The organism is Bradyrhizobium sp. 604_D8_N2_3 (assembly GCF_051810765.1).
In the GTDB taxonomy this organism is placed as follows: domain Bacteria; phylum Pseudomonadota; class Alphaproteobacteria; order Rhizobiales; family Xanthobacteraceae; genus Bradyrhizobium; species Bradyrhizobium barranii.
In genome coordinates, this window is sequence record NZ_JBPWPM010000001.1 from 5,830,841 (window position 1) to 5,851,025 (window position 20,185).

The following is a 20,185-nucleotide window of genomic DNA, read 5'->3' on the forward strand; positions in this document are numbered from 1 at the left end:
ACAGGGCGGGTACTCTCAAATTTCAGCATACCAACCTAAAGCGGAAGTTGCGGACAATGAACGTGTCGGCGGCTTGTGACCCATAGCAGATGTCCGCCGCGTCAGCCCGGCGCTTATTTTTCGATGTGCCACGACCCGTCCCAGTCGCAGGGCGGTGGTTCTGCTTTGAAGCTTTCAATGCGCTGGATTAGAGCCCTTGCAGGCCCGTCGCCGGGCATCGCTTCGAGCGACGCATTGAGCGCGGCAAGCGCGTCATCCCATCGCCGGTCTCGATAGGCCGAGAGCCCTTCAACGTACTTAACCCGTGATGCAAGATGCTGCGGCGTAAGATCACCTTTGCTTCCAACTATTTCGAAAACGGTTTCGAAACGACTCTGACCCGCCACCACAATGCGATCGATCTCCCGCGCCTCAAGTGAATTTCCCACGGCAGCAATAGTTCTTTCGGAAACGAGATTGCGGGTGCCATACACCTTGTTCGCGCCCTCCAGCCGCGAGGCGAGGTTCACCACATCGCCCATGACGGTGTAGCTCATCATCACGTCAGAGCCGATGCTGCCGACCAGGGCCTCGCCGGTCGCGATTCCGATCCTTAGATCGCAATTCTCCATCGGAGTTGCGCGAACACCAAGCAGTTCAGGTATCTCCTGGCGCAGCTTGTCTATCCGTCCAATCATTTCGAGGACGGCGAGGCATGCGAGCCTAGCATGGTCCGCCTCATCGACGAAGGGAGGGCCCCAATAAGCCATGATGCCGTCGCCGATATATTTGTCGATGATCCCTCGGTTGTTCCGGATTGGTTCGGACATGACCGAAAGGTAGTGGTTCATGACCTTGACGAGACCTTGCGGGGTCATGCCTTCGCTCAGGCTGGTGAAGCCCTTCAAGTCGCAGAACAACACGGTCATTACTCGGCGCTGGCCTTCAGCGGCCGTCAAATTTGGACGATCGATCAATCCTTCAACGACGCGCGGATCGATGTATTTGCCGAATGTTTCCTTGATACGTTGGTTGTCACGCAATTGCACAACCATTCGATTGAAGGCGGCAGCCAGTTGTCCGATTTCATCAGTCGCTCTTACATCAATTGATTGATCGAGCTGACCTGCTTCCACCGCGCGGGTACCTTCAAGCAATAGCCGGACAGAGCGAATGATGCCGCCGCTGACCAAGTTGGCGAAGATCAATCCGACGATCGCGGCAAGCAGCGTCACGACGGCGGAGGTCAGGACCACCCGGGTCTGTTCCGACCTCACTTTTGCGATAGCTCCCTCGCTGACGGTCAGCATACTCAACCGAATAGCACTGACCTTCTCATCCAGTTCGTCGCGAACAGCGTCTGCTCGCGCAAGGCTGCGTCTCACCGCTGGAAAGTCTCTCGCCTCAAGGTGTGAAAGTAGCTCTCCGGTCTCCTGCTTCAGCTGGCGGCGAGTATCGTCCAAATTTTCAATTCGGTTGTCGATGCGCGCCAGGGCTGCGTTGTCCGACGGTGTACTTGTGTCTTCAATGATCGAATTGATCAGTGTCCGTGCGGCTTGCGCTTCACTTTCGACCTCGGCTCCCTTCTCGCTGTAGAACTCCAAGCGGGCTCTATATCCGAGCACATCGGGCGGCTCCTGCATCTTCGCGATCACCATGCGGCGAAGCGCGAGGCCTCGTTCGAGCGATAGAGTATTGATTCGTGTCAGATGGGCGTTGATAGGTGCGTACCGTGCAGAGAGTTCATCAAGCAGGTAGCCGACCCGCCTGACCATCACTATCGATAGGACCGACGTCACGAGCATGAGGATGATCAGTCCGACAGCGATTGCTACAATTCGCTGCCGTATTGACTGCTTGATCATCGATCCGGAGAATTTTTTCAATCGGTTAAGGGCGAGAATCCTTTGTCTCGTGCTCCGAAGAGACATATCCGATGTACTCACAGTCGAGCTTCCCTTCGGTCAGCCCCGTCAAGCGGTCACAGGCCGACCTCGTTCATTCCTCATTTAAACTGAAGTCGAAGGTTTGGGCGGGCGGGCCTTGGTGAACAGCTCCGAACTGGCTCAGTGGCAAATTTATCGCCACCGAAGAGGAGTAAAGGTCGGTGAGTTCGAGTTTGAGCTGTTGACCGGCTTCCATTTGAGCCGCCACGGTTGGTTCGATTCCGCGTGCTGCGATGCAGATGTTAGTAAGACACCAGTTGAAAGGAACCCGGATAGGGCCGCTATGATCTACCGTCACCTTGACCCCCTCCTGCAGATTTGCCCCTTGCGGAACGAATAGCTGCAAGCGAGCTAGACCGTCAGCCCGTTGGATCAGGTCGACACGCACCACGACCTGATCGAGATCGTCCGTGCCGGTTGATGTCGATCGGCATATCGTGGTTCGATCGGATGAGGCGAAACAAAGTTTTTGCCAGGTTGAGAAATGGATGTTTTCAGGCAGCCGCAATCGCGGCGGCTTCGACGGAGGCTCCTGCCGGGCCGAAGCTCCGTTGACTTGCTGCCCAAGCGGCGGGGCGGTCGCTGAATGCTTCTCTAGAAATTGCGATACCAGGGGCGACCAGATCGGCACTGCATCCGCGGAATCAATCATGAAATGCCCGTCGGCTCCAAAGGACGGGAGCATACGATAATCGGCATTTCCGCCTGCTTCGACAAAGGCCTCATGCATCCGCTTCGTCAATTCCGGTCCGAAGTAGGTATCGTTTTCCGCGTAAATCCAAAGCATGGGTATGCGCGCGGTGCGCCCAAATTCGCCGGTCGCGGCAACAAGCTTGTCGGGCGCACAATTGTTGTTGGGTTTGCCATCTACTCTGCCTCCACGCCCCGCCGCAAAGGTAATGATGGCCTGAACTGATGACGGATTCCGGCTTCCAAGAGCAATCGAGCCCCATCCGCCGCCCGACTGGCCAACGACGACAACCTTACCCGGCTGGATCATCTTCTTCTTGCTCATGTAGTCGATGACCCACTCGTTCAGAGTGGCGATTGCGAGCCCGGGACCACGGAAGTTCGGGTTCTCGCAGCTACCGACGTGGGCAAAGACGGCTCCGTAGAGACCCTGATCTTTATCATCGAGACTGCTGGCCCCGTACCTGATGGGCGAGATGACCACATAGCCGCGACGCGCAAACCAACGTGCCGCGTCCCGATATTCGATCGTCGGAAACATCGTCCGCTGATTGGCGTCCAGCGAAATTCCATGGTTCATAACCACTAGCGGAAACGGACCATCTCCGACCGGCCGTACCAGGAAGGCAAGCACCGGCAGTGGAAACGGCAGCGCCCAAATTTCCTCTTGGATTGCTTGTCCCGCAGTTCGGTCATCTGCTGCGGCAGGGGAATGGACTGCCGAGGGGATAACCAGCGAAAGAAGAATGGCCAGCAAGTGCTTCAGCATCTTCTATCTCCGACGATGTGGTCTGGTCTGACGCTAGGTTTCGGAGGCAGGAATCCGTTGATTTGGATCAAAGGGACCAACCGCAAGTTCCACGTCGTGCGGCTTAGTGGCCCAGCGAAAAAAGCGTCGTCGGAAACTCGAATGAGCGTCCACGGCCTTTCACGCGGCTCCTGGCTTTTGGGGCCTTAGGGCCTGTTCGAGCTTTAACTCCGCTAATCGTCGTTGGTCTGCTTGTGGCCCATCTCGGACCTCCCGACCGCCGGCTGGTGATGTCCGCTCGCGGTGCCTAATCGGAAGTAAGCGGTTAGGTTGCCGACGGCCCAGCTCGGACAAACCTGCACTGTCGGATTGACTCATTGTTCTCTATTTGTTCTATTGGGCAAAATCCCCAGGTTTGGTCATGCCCACGATCGAATATGTCCGCTCGGAAATCGAGCGCATGCGCTCGCAGGTCAGTCGCCAGCGCAAGGAAATCCTCCAACTTCAACGGGCGGGGTTATCGACCGCCTCGGCTGAGACCCTGCTTCAGCGCATGCTGAGCAAGGTGGACGACCTCTGCGCTGAGCGTGACCGGCAGGTGCGGGCCACAAAGGAAAGCCCGACCTATGCCTCCGGCAAGCCGATAAGGGGCACTCCGGCAAACCGAAGAATGTGATGGATAATCTTCGGCGGTTTCCGGCGCCGTGGGTGATGATGGAGGAGGAGGAATGTTTCCGCGTGAAGGACGCAAACGGCTTCTCCGTTTGCTCTGTGCCCCACCGCGAAGACCTTCAACGGCGCCCCTACCAATACGCCGAGCAATTCCTTACCCGTGACGAGGCCAGGCGGATCGGGAAGGCAATCTCACGGCTGCCGGAGCTTTTGACGAGGCCGCAGTACTGAGGGCGTTGCTTTATCACACCGCGTTCTCTAGCTGTTCGGCTGCCGTTCTAGTTGACGTTGAAAATACAACCTGGAATCTCAATTGCGGTTGTATGTGAGAACGCCTGGGAACGGCGCATGAGCCTCGCGGTTGGAGAGTCCTGAGTAAGGTAGGTAGACTGCCCCGCCGTCGGCTCCCCCACCGACGGCGGATTTTTTGTGAGTTGCGTTAGTGGCAAAGCGTACCCGAGCACCGGCCAAGAAGCCGCGAGCTTCCATGCCGGGCTTTATCAGCCCCCAGCTGGCAACCCTGAAGATGAAAGCGCCTTCGGGGGCTCAGTGGATTCACGAAGTCAAATACGACGGCTACCGCATCCAGCTCCACATCGACGGCGACACCCGGAAGGCTTTCACCCGCAACGGCCATAACTGGATCAATCGGTTCGCCGTCATCGCCGGCGCTTTTGATATCGAAGGGCAAGCCATCGTCGATGGTGAAGTGGTCGTCATCCACGAAGGCCGCACCAACTTCTCTGAGCTGCAGGCCGACCTCGGCAGAGGCGACCAGGACCGCCTCGTTTTCTTCGCGTTCGATCTCCTATGGCTGGACGGCGTAGATCTGCGCAAGCACGCGCAGCTTGCCCGCAAGGAGCTGTTGAAGCAGCTAATAGAAGAAAACGGATTGGAAGCACCGATCTTCTACAGCGAGCACCATGAAGGTGATGGTCAGGCGCTGTTCGAGGCGGCGAGCAAGCTCAATTACGAGGGCATCGTCTCGAAGCGGGTTGATGCACCGTACCGGTCAGACCGGGTTGAGGCCTGGCAGAAGATCAAGACGGTGCAGCGCGAGAAATTCCCTGTCGTTGGTTTCGTGAAGGACCCGTCCGGCGTTTCCGCGCTCTATCTCGGCAAGCACGACGGCAAAGAGCTGCGCTACATGGGCAAGGTTGGCACGGGCTGGAGCCGGACCAAATCGGCGGAGATCCGCAAGGCTCTCGATACCGTCGTCAGCCCGAAGCAGAAGCTCACCAAGCCAGTCAGGAAACCGAAGGCCACATGGGTCGAGCCAAAGTTCTACGCCGACATCGAATACCGGGACATCACCTCCGAAGGCCTGCTGCGGGCCAGCTCATTCAAGGGACTTAGCAAAGGAACGCGGCGTTCCTGACGGCGTTTTCTCCACCAGTGAGTGGAGTACCGGCATGCCGGATCGCGTAACCCGAGCGGTAAGAGAAGCCCAAGCCATCCTGGCTCGCTATGTCGAGCCTGGGCCGAGGGACGCCGAAAACACGATCAATGACCTGCTGGCCGTTCTCGATGATGAGCGGCTCGTCCAGGCGATGGAGGAGGAAGATGAGCGACAGTCTCACCAAACGGGACCAGCGCGACCGTAGCAAGATCAACATGCATGAAGACTTCGAGGTCAAGTATTGGACCAAGGCGCTTGGTGTCTCGAAGGACGAGCTGCAGAGGGCCGTCGACAAAGTAGGCAATTCGGCCGCCGCCGTTCGCAAACAATTGGCGGTGTAACCGAGGCGCGCGGTATGCTTGCGATCTTTGGAGCAAGGCCCGCGCGCTTTTTCATGCCATGATCAATCCCAATTGCGCATCTGCTTCGGCTTAGGCTTTGTCTGCGAGAACCACCCAGACCGGGCCTGGAGCGAAGAGCTTGGCTGCCAGTGCGGCGCTGGTGAGCCGTGCGAATGCAACAGGTCACCGGACATAAACGCGGGAATTGAAGAGCCGGATGCCAGCCGCATCATTCCGGACACAGCCGTAAAACGGCGTCGCCACTGAAGGCTCTTTGGAGATCGAAGAGGACAAGGGCAAGAAGCCAAGTCAGCCACTGAATTTGAGAGCAGCCGTTTCCGGAACGCTTCGTCTTCTCTGCAACGCTCGCCGTCCGGAATCCAGGTGGCGATCTCTTGCTTGCTCACGGCCTCACTCGTCATCCACCCACGGCGGGATGTCGCTGACCGTGAACGTCGTGGCGTTGCCGGCTTCGACGTTGTCGATCTTGGCCTGCCAGAAATCGAGGTAGGGGCAGATGCGCTGCTCCAGGATGAATTTAAGGATCGCATATTCATGCGCGTCCTGTTCGGATCTGAACATCGGTGCGGCCTCAGGCGGCGTGTTGCCACCCAGCTCGACCATCCAGAACTCGACCAGATTGTAGATCGATTGCTCCAGCGCGATGAACCGGCGCAGAACCGACCACCATCTGGCCGGCGACGGATCCTCGCCCGTCGCGTATCTGAGCACGACGTTGTAGAATTTGACCTGCGCATCCATCGTCGCCAGCCAGTGCCGGCTAAAGCCCTCGCTGAAGGTGTGCTCCTCGACCGGCGTGTTGAGTGGCCAGCCCGCGCGCTTCATGGCACGGGCATCCTGCAGGCGTGTTGGCGCCTTGTCGGTCATGATGTCGCCTCGCGCTTACGCCGCCACCAGTCAGATTGCCTACGGCTCTTGTCCAGGCGTTGAAGCCGCTCGCGGACAACGTCCTCAGTGCTGGCTTTATCGCGCGCCAGCGGCGGCGCCTTCATCATGCGGCGATTGTCGTTAACGACCGCAAAGACCCGTTCAGCATCCGGATGCTGCCAGACTTCGGCGCCGGGATAATACGGCCCCTTACGCTTGCTCATCGTACGAGCCTGACAACGTTGCCGGCTTGCGGTGAGACCATCCGTTTCAGATTGGCGACGGCCTCGCGTCGAGTAGGGCCCCATGCCGTGTGGGGACCGGCCTGCGCCAGCCAGTCGGTAGGACGGCTATAGGGCTTCATGCTGTTGTTGCGCCGACGGAACAGGGGAACGATGTAGACGTACGCGATGTCACCGTTGGGTAAGAGGATGGGCATGGTATCTCCCAACACAAGCGGCGACCCGGCCGCCCTGTCAGAAGAAACCGGATCGCCTAGACGTCGTGCTGGAGCTTGGGGCTTGCGGCGCGACGTGTCCAAAATGCCTGGGGCTCTGACAGGGCCTGCGCGGAATCAAATGCCTGTCGCTAGCTGGAGTAAAGAACTCCAAGGTAGCGCGGAAAATCACCTTCGAGAGACGGTTGATCTGGCCTTGTAACGATTGATCTTTTGGCCTCATTAAATTTTCAAAGCTCGCCCAATACCAACCGTGCGACGCGTCGATTTGCAACGAGCACCGCGCGACTCCGCAGCTTCGGGCGGGGTTGCCTCGACGATATGGGTGTGTGGATTGCAACCGCGGGAATAAAGCGTATGATTCTAAAGTGATTTGCGAGCCATGGAGGGCAGCGTGGCAGCGATAGACCTCGTTTTCATTGTCACCTTTATTGGGCTCAGCGTTCTTTCAGCATCCTTCGCCTACATGCTAATGCTGGGTATGTAGCGGCGGCGTCCACGACCAGCCGCGCACGGATCAGTCCAGCGCAGGATGGCGACGTTATAGACCTGCGCCGAGGAAGTTAGCGATTCCTTCGTTACCGCTCTTCATCAGATCGGAAAGGCTTTTGTCGGCGATCAACGGCAGACTCATCATTGGTGCTATCAAACAACCGCTCGCGTGATTCTCGGTGCTGCCCAGACTGCGGCTGACAACTCCCTTCGTTATGATGCCATCGCCAACGAGAATGGGACTTCCGCTCATTTTGCCGGGGATTTTCGCGTCAAACTCGAAGTTGGGCCCGGGCGTCGAGTTTTGCTTCTCGGTCATGTTGTCCGGATAAATGGTTGTTACGGAGCCAACAGAAACAGTTAGTTCAGGCTGGTAGTCGTCGCCCCCACCAAACTGAATATTCCTCATCTCGGGATAGCCAATGGCAACAGCGCGGTCCCCAAGCTTGAGATTGTACAAGCCAATGTTCAGCGGCTGATAAGGGCCAATCAGGGGCTGCTCTTTGACCTTGCAAACAGCAACATCGAGGTCCGGCTTGAACTCGGGCTTTTGATGCAAAAGCGGGCTCTCAACGTCCTTGCCCCAGTGTATCGTCCACTCGAATGGGCACATAAACCAGTTTGCTTCGCGCATTAACGGATACAACTGAAACGGAGCATTCTTCATAGCTGGGTTCGCAGGCAGCAACACGCCAAAACGCAGATGCTCGCCCAATTTTTTTGCGTCTTTGTTCGCCTGCGTGATTGTTGTGTAATTTTCGTCGACTGGATCACGAATCACATGCGCAGCAGTCATCAACAGGCCAGAAGCGCTGATGAAAAAGCCGGTGCCGATGCAGCGCATCTCTTCATCGCCATCATTCCAGGCCACGATCGGCACAATGCTTTGTCGTACTAGAAATTCGGTAGTGCCAAACGTGGTGAAAAGTTAGTCATGATCGGACCCGGCCTCTGGGTCATCAGATTCACGTCATTTTCGATTTTGTAATAGTCCTTCGAGAATCCCTCTCGTGGCTTCAGGTCTATTTCCTTAAGATCGTAACCTGCCCATATGCCTGCCTCGTTCTTCCTCCAGATTGATTTCAGTATTCCAATCTCTTTTTGCATCTGTCCCCCATCTGCTTAATGAAAGATGGCGCGTTATGCTCGATATTGGCGCATGCACCAAAGGACGTTTCCGAGCGGCGGCACCAGCGTGTACTCTTTTCCCGGCCGTTTCGCTTAACTGCGCTCACAACGAATGTGTACAGCACCTTTCATCGTGGGATTTCCCTCGCGGAATTCCGTCCATACTGAATCGGCTGATCGATTTGGCCATAGATGATTTATGAGATGGATGTGAGGGCCGCCCGCCCAATGATTTCTGTGCTCGGCTTGATCGTGGTTATCGAAGTAGAAAAAATGCCAAGTGCGCTCGTCCCAAAACAGATGCCCGGAAAGCATCCGACGTTCTTCGAACGTTGCAAACACCTTATTGGCTGTCTTTTGAGCGGCCGGCCCGAATCGACCGACACCGTTCTCTGCTAGTGCGGCAAGGTCTGAATCCGACAGAGTCAAGTGCTCTGGCGTGAAGTGGCGATGATGCGCTACATGCAGGAATGGGGCATCTGGCGATGACCGACACCACATAATGAAATCTGCGAGATCGCTTCGACTGACTATCGAGCTACGACAATGTTTCTTCAAATCGCGCAATTTTTTGATGCTGAAAATCGAGAGCAGGCTATCAATGTTGGACATTGGTGATTTTCTTCGTCACGCTTCCATCGCCCATGTTGTTGTTTGTTGCGTTGCGCGGCAGAGAAAGCTTGTCAGCTCGCCGGGCGCGCAGATTTCAAACGGATGCTTGGACTCAGTAGCCAGCAGGCCTCTGTCGGTTGCAGCGAAAGCGATCACTGCGAATGATTGACGAAAGGTGGCTAGAAACATTGCCATGCGGTCATCCTCCGCGAGCCGCCACTGATATGCGAACTGATCCGATACCTCGAACTTTCCTTGACGCAATGTATTCGGCGGTAACAGGTGCTCAAAAACGGTCTGGGGGAACGTGCCTTCAAGGCGGTCAACATTTGAAAACCACCGCGCCACAACGCCGCCAGTCTTTGGCAGCACAGTCTTTGTGAGTTCGTAGTAGAGGGAAAACCCGATTTTGAACGCGAAGGTCTGCATATGAGACGAAACCAGCGGCCCATCGGTGCGAAGCAAGCCACCATTCTGTTCTCGCCATCCTGCGGCCGCTTGCATTTCGCGAGGCACGTGCATTTCCTGCAGCAATCCGGGAATGTTGTTATTGACGGCCGAAAAGATGCTCTTCACCTCCGCGCGACCCGCGTCCGTTCCTGAATCTGGCATGGAGCGGCCAACCATAGCCGCAACCAGATCGGCGTGCTTGGTACCGACGTTGCAAGGCTCGCAGCTCCCGAATTCAAGACCTTTCGGACGGCGGCGCTGTTCGAACATGATGATCGGTGGGACGTGGTCAACGGTCGTCGCAAGCAGGTCGCCGCCGCAATAGATGCAACAGGGACAACTATCCAGTACGGCGGCATGCGCGCGACGCTTTAGTTTGCTTTCCCCCATTTGCGATCAGGCCTCCGTTCGCCGCTTCCAATCTTCTATCATGGTGATCGTGCGGGTCGCTTGCTCACCGGGCAATGTTTGGCACTCCAAGTAGAGAGACACGAGCGCCCCGCCAAATGCGCTCACCCGGCTCGTGTGGGCCATCAAGTTGTCTCCGCGAGTCGAGAAGGCCGCTCGTGCTGCTTTCATTACTCCTTTTGACATTTCGGCCTTCGCGCTATTGTCCAATGAGGCAGGGATTTCGGACATCATTGCTTTGAAAGCTGATGTGACGAGCTGCTGGTCCAGCGCGTTCATGCGGTCCCAGCGCTGCAACGTATCCTCGACTTCCTTTTTTGCTTCGATTGCTCGCGCTTCAGCCCATCGCTTCTTAATTCCTCCAAACATACCCTGCTTCCCCGTTGATCACCGAATAAGCCGATAGGCCTTAGCCCGAAGCAGCGCGAGGCCAGCAGTAAGCCTCTTACTCATCTTCGGTTTCGCGCCACCGAGCAGGTGCCGCTTTGCACAACAACAAAGTTTGAGTCGTCTTGTTGGCTTCTGCTTTCGTTGATGTGCGAAAAGCTGCCGCGCTCTATGTCGATCACGTAGGTGTCGCGGGACACCATTGCAGTCAGCGAGGCCGGCGTGGCGTAAGCAACGACGACCAAGATTGTTGGCCGGCGAATGTCCGACGTGACGTAGACGTCACGCCCTTTGTCTTTGTCGGCATACTTGAGCACAGCGTTTGGTCGCGAGATGCCGGCTTGCGCATTCTCGCCGTTCACCACGAAGGTCACGCGCCCTCCGTCGAATGAACATGCTGCACTGAAAACCTCTTGCGCCTCAGCGCGCGCTCCCAGCAATGGCTGCAGCGACATCGTCGCGAGTGTTAGCAGTGCGGGCAGGATCTTGGTCAACGAGCCGCCGCCTATTTTTGTTTGGAAAGCTCAATCATCGTGTATGCGGCCGCTATTCGAGCCGCCATCTTGAGCGGAGGCTCTTTCGAATCCGGCGAGAAGGTTTGCTGCAGTTGTGAAGCCGTTGGAGCGGATAGCGCTAGAGCCTTGCGGGCCTGCAGCAATTCACGATCAGCGAAAGCAATTTGGGAAAACTTGCCGATGCCCGCGTCTCGCATCCGTTTCCCTGCGGATGCAGCAATCATGAAGAGTACGAGATTGCGATTGTCGTCAGAAATGTAGAGATCAGAGAAACAGGCCAATGAACATTGCTGCCCTTCTGTTGTCGGCACGCACACCGCTTTGGTGAATTGAACGAGCGTCGCGAAGTCGCTCGTGACTTGCGATGCGACACGCTTCGCCGCCGCCTGATCGCAGGCGCACCACGCCGCCGAGGTCTCGATTAAAAATATCGCGAGCGTCAGCACCGCGAGCGCGATCTTGCCCAAGGGATTCGTCATCTGCTGATTGTAGCGCGACCGTTACACGCGCCGCCAGCCTCCACCGCAATCCACAGGGCCCCATCGGCATTCATATAATTTTATTCGGCCGGACCGTCACCGGATCGCGACACAAATGTGTACACATCGGAGATAGCTCGTTGATATATTTTAGCTTTTTGCGCCCATGCCTTCCCTGCGCAGTGGTTGGAACGGCGTATGTCGTGCTCTCCCCGGGGAGCGATGCACTATTGCCCCCGTCGCCTTGAAGATGGCTGATGCGCGCGCCCGGTTGGGCAACACGCACCACCACAAGACTTGGCGCACAGACCCCGGGCGCCAGGACGACACGATTTGGCCGTACGTGAATCACACCGGTCGTGCGTGCGACGTGCTTCGCTCACGGCTGCCCGCCCTGCGATCACCTTCGCACCAGTGTGGCCCACGTCCACCGCCGCCCGGCCCGCGTTCGTGACGATCGCGATACGCCCCTCTTCCTCGGGCCGAAGTGAGGCAACACATACGCCGTTTCCGAATTCTTATAAAGCGAATTATTTTCGTTGAAGGCGATTGACAGCGTTCTGCCCTGAGTTCGGTGTTTTGCCCGTCGGGCAAAACTCGGCAAGCACGATCACCGACAGCGATCGGGCGCGAGAAACCTTCTTACACTGTCCAGAAATACCGACCAGGCCGGCTCGGTCCCCAGCAAGATATGATTGGGACTCTCGAGCGGAACGAATGTTGCGCCTTTAATCCGAGCAGCGAGTTCCTGCCCCTCCGTGAACTTTACGCTCGCGTCGGCACGAGCGTGCAACACCAGGGTCGGCGTTCGTACATCCTGCAGCAGATGCCGCACATCGATTTCGCCGAAGATATTCGTAAGCTTGAAGGCGTTCTGCGGCGACGTCGTAATCCGCTGCAGATCGTTGAACCACTGCGCCTGCTCGGCATTTGCTTCAGGAATGAAGAGGGACGTGAATATCTGGCGAAACACCGGACTTTCTTGCCCCCACCCCTCGAGGACCAGAGTTGTCAATGCCTCCCGGCGGGCCACGTTTGACGGGTCCTGATGGCGCCAACCCTTTGCGTATCCGCCATAAAGAACGAGATGACTGACACGCTCCGGGTGCTTCACGGCGTAGGCTATCGAGATCGCGCAGCCCTGAGAAATGCCAAGTAGGGGAAAACGCTCGAGCCCCGCCGCATCGACGACCGTCTCGAGATCACGCACGAAAGCGTCGAAGGAGATGTCGAAGACATCCCAGTCCGACAAGCCCGTACCGCGTTCGTCGTAGCGCAGGAACGTGTTGTCGCGGCTCAACGCCTCGATCCAGTGCTGCCAGACCGGGCTCGCAAAGTCGAATTCCAGATGATTGAGCCAATTGGCGGCTTTCACCAGCGGCGGCCCGGCGCCGACCGACGCATAGGCGATGCGCACCCCGTCGCGCGCGGTGCAGGTTCGAACGTTCTGCTTGAGCTGCCTCGGCGAAGCCGCCGGCTCAGCGGCGGCCACATCCTCGGGTGGCACCCGATGCTGCGACCGATGTCGCAGGAGTTGCTGGTAGAGCGCCCTCGTCTCCTGATCCGGCTCGACGTTGAGCTCTTTGCGCAGGATCGCCTCGCAGCGCTTGTATTGCCGCAACGCCAACGCGGTCTGCCCCTGCTCGGAGTAGAGCCGCATCAAGGCGCAATCCACCTCTTCCTGCAACGGATCGATCGCCAACAAACGGAGCGCCAACGCGATCGCCTCCTCCCGTGCGCCGATAAGCTGTAATTCCTGCAGCAGCGTATGGAAGGCAGAGGTGGCGACGGCGCGCAACCGGGTCCGCTCGCCCAATAACCACTCGTCGAAAAGATCGGACCGCGCGTTCAGTCCCTCGAGAAAGGGGCCGCGATACAACTCCGCTGCACGTTTCAAATTGGCGATGGACGGATCGGATACCGCATCCTTGAATTCGACGACGTCGGTCGTGACGGCGCCGATATCGAAGCCAAGCAGGTCGTGATCGGCGGACAGCGGCAGCTCGGCGCAATCATATCGCAGCATGCTGATGCATTGGCGCAAGCTTTGTCGCGCCGCGTCCTCGTGACTGTCGGGCCAGAGCAACGCCGCAAGCCGCTCACGAACATGGACGACCCCAGGGTTCATGGCCAGAAATGCCACGAGGGCCTGCGCCTTCTTGTTGCGCAAGGTGACCGGCCCGCCCCGGTCCATGGAAAACGAACCCAGCAAGGTCAACCGCAGCATTCCCACCCTCTCGGCATCAAATGGCGCAATTCTAGCAGCCTCGACCGCGTTTTTGACGGTTTTTTCACGCCTGCCCTGACGAGCCGCTCACCGCCGTCCTCTAGAAAGGAGACAACGCGCTACCCGGCGCACATTTGAAAAGGCACAAACACGTGACCCTGATTTCCCTATCCACATCAAGCCTCGCGGCGCCCTTCGGGCGCCGAGGCATTCCGCTGCTTCTCGCGAGGTTCCGGCGCCTGCTGAACGGTTGGATCGCCGCCGCCATTGCCCATCACGAGCGCCGGGCGGCGCTCGTCGCCCTGCGCCCGCTGGACGACCGGGCGTTGAAGGATGTGGGTCTCTATCGCGGCCCGTTCGATGACCGCATCGAACGCGCTGCACGGTCTCGATGGAGCCGCTTCCGGCAGGCGTGAGACGACCACATCAGTTCAATTCGATCCTCGCCAAAGACCAGGAGAAGATGATGTCTATCACGATTCAAAACGGGCCAGGTACAGCACCCACTCGCCCCTTCGCGCTGGCGATGAAGTCCGCGGCCCTCGTCTACGGGACCAGTGCCTATTTGATCTTTCTGGGCACGTTCCTCTATGCCATCGGCTTCGTCACGCAATATATCGTGCCCAAGACCATCGACACCGGCGCGCCGACCTCGCTAACCAACGCGCTCGCCATCAATCTGCTGCTGCTATCGACCTTCGCGTTTCAGCATAGCGGCATGGCGCGGCAGGGGTTCAAGCGGCTGTTCGCGCGCTTCGCTTCGCCGGTCATCGAGCGCTCCAGCTACGTGCTGCTGGCAAGCCTGACGCTCTTGCTGCTGTTCTGGCAATGGCAACCGATTCCGACGGTCATCTGGAACATCGAGTCTCCCGCCTTGGCCGGGCTCGTGATTGCGGGCGAGTTCCTGGGCTGGCTGATTGTGCTCTACAGCACATTCCTCATCAGCCATTTCGAACTGTTCGGCTTGACACAGGTTATCAGCCATTTTGCCGGCCGGCTCACCGCGCCCGTCAAGTTCAAGACGCCGGGCCTGTATCGCCTCATCCGCCACCCGATCTATCTGGGGTTCATCATCGCCTTCTGGTCGACACCGGTGATGACGCTCGGACACCTGATGTTCGCATCAGTGACAACGGCCTATATCTTCGTCGGCATCTGGCTCGAGGAGCGCGATCTGGTGGCGCTCTTCGGCGACGAGTACCGAAAGTATCGGGAGCGCGTCGCGATGCTGTTGCCGGGCCTTTTCTGAACAGATTGGAAAGGCACCATCGTGACCGGACAGGATTTGATCGATCGTGCAAAAGCCTTCGTCGCGGCAGTCGCCGCGGCGAAGCCCCGCCAGACCGTCGAGGCCTTTTATGCCGATGATATCGTGCAGGAGGAATTTCCAAACCTTCTCCTGCCGCAGGGCGCAGTGCGCGATTTCATCAACTTGCGAGCGTCTTACGACAGATCCCGTTACATCCTTGCCTCGCAATCGTTCGAAATCGTCAACGCCCTTGCGTCAGGCAATTGCGTGGTGATGGAGACGATCTGGACTGCAACACTGGCGGTCGGCGTCGGCAAGCTTGCTCCCGGCGACACTATGCGCGCCCGTTTTGCGCAGTTCTTCGAATTCCGTGACGGGCTGATCTTCAGGATTCGCAACTACGATTGTTTCGAGCGAATCTAGTCCGTAGGGTGAGTTACGCCTGTCGACTGCGCTTCGCACGGCCGAAAGGCTAATCCACCCTGCAGGTCATCATGCCAACCGTTCAATCACCAGATCGAGCAGCGCGCGCAGGCGCGCCAGGCGCCGGAGATCGCGGTGATAGCCGACATACGTGTCGCGGCCGGGCGGGCTCACGCCGATGTCGAGCGCGACGAGACGGCGGTCGCGGTCGCCGAGGGGGCGTGGCAGCACGGCAAACCCGCCGCCGCCGGCACACAGCTCCGCCTGCGCCTGGCGGTTGTTGCTGCGCGAGGCGATCTCCGCATTCGGCAGCGCGCGCTTCAACCAGATCGCATCTGGCATGTCGGCGAATTCGGCATTCATGGTGACGACACGGGCGCCGCTTCCGTCGCCGGCGCGCGGCGGCTTGCTGCCCTTCCTGCCATACAGCGCGTAGGGAATGTGGAGCAGCTTTCTCGAGATCACCTCGGGCTCACTGAACGGCTTGATGCGGAAGACGAGATCGGCCTCGCGCCGCGGCAGGCTGTAGAGACGCGCATCGGTCAGGAGCTCGACGATCACCTTGGGATGGCGCTTGCCGAAAGCGGCGATCACCGGCGACAGCATCACCGTGCCGAACCAGTCCGACGACGACAGGCGCAGCATGCCGTCGAGCTGCGTCTCCGCACCCGAGGCGTGGCGCTGAAGCGCGAGCGCCTCCTCCTCGATCCGCTCGGCGTGGCGCAGCACGGCGGCGCCCTCGTCGGTCAGCACAAAACCATCGGCGGTGCGCTGGAACAGCGTTTGTCCCAGCGCGGTTTCGAGCGCGCGAAGCCGCCGCCCCATCGTCGGCTGGGTCTGGCCGATCTTGCGCGCGGCAGCCCCGAGCGTGCCTTCGCGCGCAATCGCCAGGAAGATGCGCAGATCGCTCCAGTCCATCGAAATGACCCCATACAGAAATGCACGATCATCGTACATTCTTGTTCCTTCTCATGCAAAATTTCATGAGCATATTGGAGGCCGACAACGGAGCAAGACGATCATGACGAGACAATCGACGATGCGGGCGGCGATCCTGGAGACCCACAACGTGCCACTGCGCCTCTCAACCGTCTCCACGCCCGAGGTCGGGCCGCGCGAGGTGCTGGTGCGGGTGCGCGCGAGCGCGGTCAATCCGCTCGACACAAAGATCCATGCCGGTGCGGCGGCGCATGCGCGTCATCCGCTGCCCGCCATTCTCGGAATCGATCTCGCCGGCGTGGTCGAGCAGACCGGGCGCGACGTGACGCGGTTCAAGCCGGGCGACGAGGTCTATGGCATGACCGGCGGCGTCGGCGGCGTACCGGGATCGCTCGCCGAATTCGCCGCGGTCGATGCCGACCTGCTGGCGCCCAAGCCCTCCAATCTCAGCATGCGCGAAGCGGCCGCCCTACCGCTGATCTTCATCACGGCCTGGGAAGGCCTGATAGATCGCGCGGCGCTGAAGGCCGGCCAGAAGGTTTTGATTCGTGGCGGTGCCGGCGGCGTCGGCCATGTCGCGATCCAGATCGCGCGCGCCATCGGAGCAGACGTGTTCGCGACCGGCTCGGCAGCGCAGCGCGCCACCATCGAAGGCTTTGGCGCAGTGTTCATCGACCGCGGCACTGCGATCGAAGCTTACGTTGCAGAGCATACCGGCGGCCGCGGCTTCGACATCGTCTACGACACCGCCGGCGGCAAGGTGCTCGATGCCTCCTTCGAAGCCGTGCGCCGTTTTGGCCATGTGGTGAGCGCGCTGGGCTGGGGCACGCACGCGCTTGCGCCGCTGTCGTTCCGCGCCGCCAGCTATTCCGGTGTGTTCACGCTGCTGCCGCTGCTATCAGGCGAAGGCCGCTCGCATCACGGTGAGATCATGGCGGAAGCGACGCGCCTGGTTGAAGCCGGCAAGCTCGCGCCGCTGGTCGATGCAAGGCGCTTCACGCTGGAGAGTGTTGGCGATGCCTACGCTCTGATCCGGGATCACGCCGCCAAGGGCAAGCTGGTCGTCGACTTCTGAGGTGAGGCTCGTAGCCCGGATGGAGCTGTCTGCTGCACCCGCCGCTAGTCCTCGCTGGCCGCCGCTGAGCGATTGCGCAAGTAAGCCTGCGACAACAGGAAGAACAGTGCGCGCTCGCCATGATATTTGGCGGACGGCCGGGTGCGCTCGAAGCCATCGGCAAATATCTTGCCGGACTGGCACACCTGCCATCGCCAGCCAAACCGCTTACGCCTGGTGATGATCACTTCAAACATGCCGACGGGCTTGGTCCCCTGCTTCTGCCGGTCTCGCAAGGCATGCGCCTGCTCCGGCCTCCCCCGTTAGACGGATGCCCGACATATAGCGCAGCAGGACGGAAAGAGAATAAAATTGATTATCGGAAATCCGTATCTTCCACCGGCTATGACGAAGTCGCGACGCTTGCGGAATAAGCCTGTGCTGGCGGTGTTAATCGATTCCTTCAACGCTGCTTGCAACGCTGCTTGGTAGCGCTGGCAAAGGTATTCAAGTCGGAACACAAGACGCGTATGCCCGGTAAGCGAACGCTCACCGGGCATTCACGCCGCAGCTCAGCGGCCGACTCGCGCCTGGAGATGCGCAGGATAGCGGTCGCCCTGCACGGCGACCTTGGACAGCACCCCTGCAATTGCAGTGAGATCCGCGTCCGACAGCGTCACCGCAGCCGCGCCGAGATTTTCCTCGAGCCGGTGCAGCTTGGTGGTGCCGGGGATCGGCACGATCCACGGCTTCTGCGCGAGCAGCCAGGCCAACGCGATCTGCGCCGGCGTCGCTTTCTTCATTGCGGCGATCTCGCCAAGCAGATCGACGAGGGTCTGATTGGATTTGCGTGCGCTGGATGAGAAGCGCGGCACGATGTTACGGAAGTCGCTCGCATCGAACGTCGTGCTCTCGGTGATCGCGCCGGTGAGAAAACCCTTGCCGAGCGGGCTGAACGGAACGAAGCCGATGCCGAGCTCTTCCAGCGTCGGCAGGATCTCCTGCTCCGGCTCGCGCCACCACAGCGAATACTCGCTTTGCAATGCGGTCACGGGCTGCACCGCATGGGCGCGGCGAATGGTCTGCGCGCCCGCCTCCGACAAGCCAAAATGCAGCACCTTGCCGGCCTGGATCAGGTCCTTGACCGCGCCCGCGGTCTCCTCGACCGGCACGTCGGGATCGACGCGGTGCTGGTAGAACAGATCGATGCGATCGGTCTTGAGCCGCTTCAGGGCAGCCTCCGCCACCGCCTTGACGTTGGCGGACCGGCTGTCGAGCCCGGCCTCGACCTTGCCGCCCTTGAAGCCGAACTTGGTGGCGATCACGACCTTGTCGCGGAATGGCTGAAGCGCCTCGCCGAGCAGCTCCTCGTTGGCAAAGGGCCCATAGGCCTCGGCGGTGTCGAAGAAGGTCACACCGCGCGCGACGGCGGTCCTGATCAGTGCGATCGCCTGCGACGTCTCGGTCGCCGGGCCATAACCGTAGCTCAGGCCCATGCAGCCGAGGCCGAGGGCCGAGACCTCGAGGCCGCTCTTGCCCAGTGTTCGCATCTGCATCGTCAGCTCTCCCTGAGGTTCATGTTCGGCAGCGAATTTAGGCCACGCACCGGCCCGCGATTAGATGATAAAATCGGTATGTACTGATGAGATGGATTCATGAATGACCCGCACCAACGTCAATGACCTCCTGGCCTTCCTTGCGGTCGCGCGCGAGCGCAGCTTTACCCGCGCGGCAGCCCAGCTCGGCGTGTCGCAGTCGGCGCTCAGCCACACTGTGCGCGGCCTGGAGGAACGGCTCGGCCTGCGGCTGCTCACCCGAACCACCCGCAGCGTCGCGCCAACGGAAGCGGGCGAACGTCTGCTCCGCAATGTCGGGCCGCGCTTTGCGGAGATCGACGCAGAGCTGTCGGCGCTGACCGCGCTCCGCGAGACACCGGCGGGCACCATCCGCATCACCACCGGCGAGCACGCCGCACAGACAGTGCTGTGGCCGGCGGTCGCAAAGCTGCTGCCGCGCTACCCCGATATCAAGGTCGAGCTCGTCGTCGACTATGGCCTGACCGATATCGTCGCCGAGCGCTACGACGCCGGCGTACGCCTCGGCGAGCAGGTCGCCAAGGACATGATCGCGGTGCGGATCGGGCCGGAGATGCGCATGGCCGTGGTCGGCGCACCCGCCTATTTCGCCGCGCGGGGCAAGCCGAAGCTGCCGCAGGATCTCACCGAGCACAATTGCATCAACCTCCGCCTGCCGACCTATGGCGGGATCTATGCCTGGGAGTTCGAGAAGCGCGGCCGCGCGATGAAGGTGCGGGTCGACGGCCAGCTCGTGTTCAACACCGGCCTGCTCAGGATGAATGCCGTGCTGGCGGGGCTTGGCCTTGCCTATATCCCCGACGATCTCGTGAAGCGCGAGATCGCCGACGGCCGGCTGATCCGCGTGCTCGCCGACTGGTGCGCACCGTTTGCGGGCTATCACCTCTATTATCCGAGCCGTCGGCAGCCGACGCCGGCGTTCGCGGTGCTGGTGGAGGCGCTGCGGTATCGGAAGTGAGGGGCGCGGCCCTCCTCCTCGTCATTGCGAGCGCAGCGAAGCAATCCAGAATCTTTCCGCGGAGGTACTCTGGATTGCTTCGCTGCGCTCGCAATGACGGTGGGGAAACAGCTGCGCGTCGAAACTGCGCTCTCGTGCCCCGGACGCGG

General features: G+C 59.6%; 23 protein-coding genes. 8 read left to right on the top strand and 15 right to left on the bottom strand.

What is annotated here, in order from left to right; translation table 11 throughout:
* Positions 1-113: 113 nt before the first annotated feature.
* Both AB7245_RS27960 and AB7245_RS27965 read right to left on the bottom strand, forming a co-directional pair.
* Complete coding sequence (locus AB7245_RS27960; RefSeq protein WP_439035118.1) at positions 114-1,844, bottom strand: adenylate/guanylate cyclase domain-containing protein; 1,731 nt, start codon at positions 1,842-1,844, stop codon at positions 114-116.
* 133 nt (positions 1,845-1,977) lie between these two features.
* Complete coding sequence (locus AB7245_RS27965) at positions 1,978-3,384, bottom strand: invasion associated locus B family protein (RefSeq protein WP_439035119.1); 1,407 nt, start codon at positions 3,382-3,384, stop codon at positions 1,978-1,980.
* A gap of 400 nt (positions 3,385-3,784) precedes the next feature.
* On the opposite strand from AB7245_RS27965, the gene AB7245_RS27970 reads away from it, so the two are divergent.
* From AB7245_RS27970 to AB7245_RS27980, 3 genes are all read left to right on the top strand, one after another.
* Positions 3,785-4,039 (top strand): hypothetical protein, encoded by a 255-nt coding sequence (locus AB7245_RS27970; protein WP_439035120.1) that lies wholly within the window; start codon positions 3,785-3,787, stop codon positions 4,037-4,039.
* A 483-nt stretch (positions 4,040-4,522) separates the two neighbouring features.
* Entirely contained in the window at positions 4,523-5,413 is an 891-nt protein-coding gene (ligD, locus tag AB7245_RS27975; protein ID WP_439035121.1) for a non-homologous end-joining DNA ligase, read from the top strand.
* Between the two features lie 185 nt (positions 5,414-5,598).
* Positions 5,599-5,775: a DUF3606 domain-containing protein gene (locus AB7245_RS27980; RefSeq protein ID WP_439035122.1), complete on the top strand. Its 177-nt coding sequence runs from the start codon at positions 5,599-5,601 to the stop codon at positions 5,773-5,775.
* A gap of 411 nt (positions 5,776-6,186) precedes the next feature.
* Here AB7245_RS27980 and AB7245_RS27985 read toward each other — a convergent pair whose 3' ends face one another.
* From AB7245_RS27985 to AB7245_RS28030, 10 genes are all read right to left on the bottom strand, one after another.
* Complete coding sequence (locus AB7245_RS27985; RefSeq protein WP_439035123.1) at positions 6,187-6,663, bottom strand: hypothetical protein; 477 nt, start codon at positions 6,661-6,663, stop codon at positions 6,187-6,189.
* Positions 6,660-6,887 (bottom strand): hypothetical protein, encoded by a 228-nt coding sequence (locus AB7245_RS27990; protein WP_439035124.1) that lies wholly within the window; start codon positions 6,885-6,887, stop codon positions 6,660-6,662. The genes AB7245_RS27985 and AB7245_RS27990 overlap by 4 nt, the downstream gene beginning before the upstream one ends.
* On the bottom strand, positions 6,884-7,102 hold the full coding sequence (locus AB7245_RS27995; protein WP_439035125.1) for a hypothetical protein: 219 nt from the start codon (positions 7,100-7,102) through the stop codon (positions 6,884-6,886). The genes AB7245_RS27990 and AB7245_RS27995 overlap by 4 nt, the downstream gene beginning before the upstream one ends.
* A 559-nt stretch (positions 7,103-7,661) precedes the next feature.
* Positions 7,662-8,492: a S1 family peptidase gene (locus tag AB7245_RS28000; protein ID WP_439035126.1), complete on the bottom strand. Its 831-nt coding sequence runs from the start codon at positions 8,490-8,492 to the stop codon at positions 7,662-7,664.
* A 341-nt stretch (positions 8,493-8,833) separates the two neighbouring features.
* The gene (locus AB7245_RS28005; RefSeq protein ID WP_439035127.1) at positions 8,834-9,352 is read right to left on the bottom strand and encodes a hypothetical protein; all 519 of its coding nucleotides are present in this window, start codon (positions 9,350-9,352) and stop codon (positions 8,834-8,836) included.
* Positions 9,353-9,367: 15 nt separating this feature from the next.
* A complete protein-coding gene (locus AB7245_RS28010) occupies positions 9,368-10,192 on the bottom strand; it encodes a hypothetical protein (RefSeq protein ID WP_439035128.1) in 825 nt (274 codons plus the stop codon).
* 6 nt (positions 10,193-10,198) lie between these two features.
* Positions 10,199-10,579: a hypothetical protein gene (locus AB7245_RS28015; protein WP_439035129.1), complete on the bottom strand. Its 381-nt coding sequence runs from the start codon at positions 10,577-10,579 to the stop codon at positions 10,199-10,201.
* 80 nt (positions 10,580-10,659) lie between these two features.
* On the bottom strand, positions 10,660-11,091 hold the full coding sequence (locus AB7245_RS28020) for a hypothetical protein (RefSeq protein ID WP_439035130.1): 432 nt from the start codon (positions 11,089-11,091) through the stop codon (positions 10,660-10,662).
* An 11-nt stretch (positions 11,092-11,102) separates the two neighbouring features.
* Positions 11,103-11,579: a hypothetical protein gene (locus AB7245_RS28025; RefSeq protein ID WP_439035131.1), complete on the bottom strand. Its 477-nt coding sequence runs from the start codon at positions 11,577-11,579 to the stop codon at positions 11,103-11,105.
* Between the two features lie 622 nt (positions 11,580-12,201).
* Positions 12,202-13,818: an alpha/beta fold hydrolase gene (locus AB7245_RS28030; RefSeq protein ID WP_439035132.1), complete on the bottom strand. Its 1,617-nt coding sequence runs from the start codon at positions 13,816-13,818 to the stop codon at positions 12,202-12,204.
* Between the two features lie 152 nt (positions 13,819-13,970).
* Here AB7245_RS28030 and AB7245_RS28035 point away from each other — a divergent pair, with 152 nt between their 5' ends.
* The 3 genes from AB7245_RS28035 to AB7245_RS28045 all read left to right on the top strand — a co-directional run bounded on the left by AB7245_RS28035 (position 13,971) and on the right by AB7245_RS28045 (position 15,490).
* Positions 13,971-14,234: a DUF1127 domain-containing protein gene (locus AB7245_RS28035; protein ID WP_085405337.1), complete on the top strand. Its 264-nt coding sequence runs from the start codon at positions 13,971-13,973 to the stop codon at positions 14,232-14,234.
* A gap of 110 nt (positions 14,235-14,344) precedes the next feature.
* Complete coding sequence (gene mddA, locus AB7245_RS28040) at positions 14,345-15,067, top strand: methanethiol S-methyltransferase (RefSeq protein ID WP_094184572.1); 723 nt, start codon at positions 14,345-14,347, stop codon at positions 15,065-15,067.
* A 21-nt stretch (positions 15,068-15,088) separates the two neighbouring features.
* Entirely contained in the window at positions 15,089-15,490 is a 402-nt protein-coding gene (locus AB7245_RS28045; RefSeq protein WP_038944930.1) for a nuclear transport factor 2 family protein, read from the top strand.
* A gap of 69 nt (positions 15,491-15,559) precedes the next feature.
* On the opposite strand, the gene AB7245_RS28050 is transcribed toward AB7245_RS28045, so the two are convergent.
* Positions 15,560-16,408 (bottom strand): LysR family transcriptional regulator, encoded by an 849-nt coding sequence (locus tag AB7245_RS28050; protein WP_085405336.1) that lies wholly within the window; start codon positions 16,406-16,408, stop codon positions 15,560-15,562.
* A 103-nt stretch (positions 16,409-16,511) separates the two neighbouring features.
* On the opposite strand from AB7245_RS28050, the gene AB7245_RS28055 reads away from it, so the two are divergent.
* Positions 16,512-17,504, top strand: a complete 993-nt coding sequence (locus AB7245_RS28055) for a zinc-dependent alcohol dehydrogenase family protein (protein ID WP_439035133.1) — start codon at positions 16,512-16,514, stop codon at positions 17,502-17,504.
* 44 nt (positions 17,505-17,548) lie between these two features.
* On the opposite strand, the gene AB7245_RS28060 is transcribed toward AB7245_RS28055, so the two are convergent.
* A complete protein-coding gene (locus AB7245_RS28060) occupies positions 17,549-17,779 on the bottom strand; it encodes a hypothetical protein (RefSeq protein WP_014494328.1) in 231 nt (76 codons plus the stop codon).
* A 276-nt stretch (positions 17,780-18,055) separates the two neighbouring features.
* On the bottom strand, positions 18,056-19,039 hold the full coding sequence (locus AB7245_RS28065; protein WP_085405334.1) for an aldo/keto reductase: 984 nt from the start codon (positions 19,037-19,039) through the stop codon (positions 18,056-18,058).
* Positions 19,040-19,142: 103 nt separating this feature from the next.
* Between AB7245_RS28065 and AB7245_RS28070 the strand changes: the two genes are divergently transcribed.
* On the top strand, positions 19,143-20,036 hold the full coding sequence (locus tag AB7245_RS28070; RefSeq protein WP_085405333.1) for a LysR family transcriptional regulator: 894 nt from the start codon (positions 19,143-19,145) through the stop codon (positions 20,034-20,036).
* Positions 20,037-20,185: the final 149 nt, after the last annotated feature.

Excerpts from the sequence above, each read along its gene's own strand:
- AB7245_RS28015 (WP_439035129.1), bottom strand. The coding sequence starts at position 10,579 with ATGTTTGGAGGAATTAAGAAGCGATGGGCTGAAGCGCGAGCAATCGAA.
- AB7245_RS27985 (WP_439035123.1), bottom strand. The coding sequence starts at position 6,663 with ATGACCGACAAGGCGCCAACACGCCTGCAGGATGCCCGTGCCATGAAG.
- AB7245_RS28005 (WP_439035127.1), bottom strand. The coding sequence starts at position 9,352 with ATGTCCAACATTGATAGCCTGCTCTCGATTTTCAGCATCAAAAAATTG.
- AB7245_RS28055 (WP_439035133.1), top strand. The coding sequence starts at position 16,512 with ATGACGAGACAATCGACGATGCGGGCGGCGATCCTGGAGACCCACAAC.
- AB7245_RS27960 (WP_439035118.1), bottom strand. The coding sequence starts at position 1,844 with ATGATCAAGCAGTCAATACGGCAGCGAATTGTAGCAATCGCTGTCGGA.
- AB7245_RS27970 (WP_439035120.1), top strand. The coding sequence starts at position 3,785 with ATGCCCACGATCGAATATGTCCGCTCGGAAATCGAGCGCATGCGCTCG.
- ligD (WP_439035121.1), top strand. The coding sequence starts at position 4,523 with ATGCCGGGCTTTATCAGCCCCCAGCTGGCAACCCTGAAGATGAAAGCG.
- AB7245_RS27965 (WP_439035119.1), bottom strand. The coding sequence starts at position 3,384 with ATGCTGAAGCACTTGCTGGCCATTCTTCTTTCGCTGGTTATCCCCTCG.
- AB7245_RS28065 (WP_085405334.1), bottom strand. The coding sequence starts at position 19,039 with ATGCAGATGCGAACACTGGGCAAGAGCGGCCTCGAGGTCTCGGCCCTC.
- AB7245_RS27980 (WP_439035122.1), top strand. The coding sequence starts at position 5,599 with ATGAGCGACAGTCTCACCAAACGGGACCAGCGCGACCGTAGCAAGATC.
- AB7245_RS28030 (WP_439035132.1), bottom strand. The coding sequence starts at position 13,818 with ATGCTGCGGTTGACCTTGCTGGGTTCGTTTTCCATGGACCGGGGCGGG.
- mddA (WP_094184572.1), top strand. The coding sequence starts at position 14,345 with ATGAAGTCCGCGGCCCTCGTCTACGGGACCAGTGCCTATTTGATCTTT.
- AB7245_RS27990 (WP_439035124.1), bottom strand. The coding sequence starts at position 6,887 with ATGAGCAAGCGTAAGGGGCCGTATTATCCCGGCGCCGAAGTCTGGCAG.
- AB7245_RS28070 (WP_085405333.1), top strand. The coding sequence starts at position 19,143 with ATGACCCGCACCAACGTCAATGACCTCCTGGCCTTCCTTGCGGTCGCG.
- AB7245_RS28010 (WP_439035128.1), bottom strand. The coding sequence starts at position 10,192 with ATGGGGGAAAGCAAACTAAAGCGTCGCGCGCATGCCGCCGTACTGGAT.
- AB7245_RS27995 (WP_439035125.1), bottom strand. The coding sequence starts at position 7,102 with ATGCCCATCCTCTTACCCAACGGTGACATCGCGTACGTCTACATCGTT.
- AB7245_RS28050 (WP_085405336.1), bottom strand. The coding sequence starts at position 16,408 with ATGGACTGGAGCGATCTGCGCATCTTCCTGGCGATTGCGCGCGAAGGC.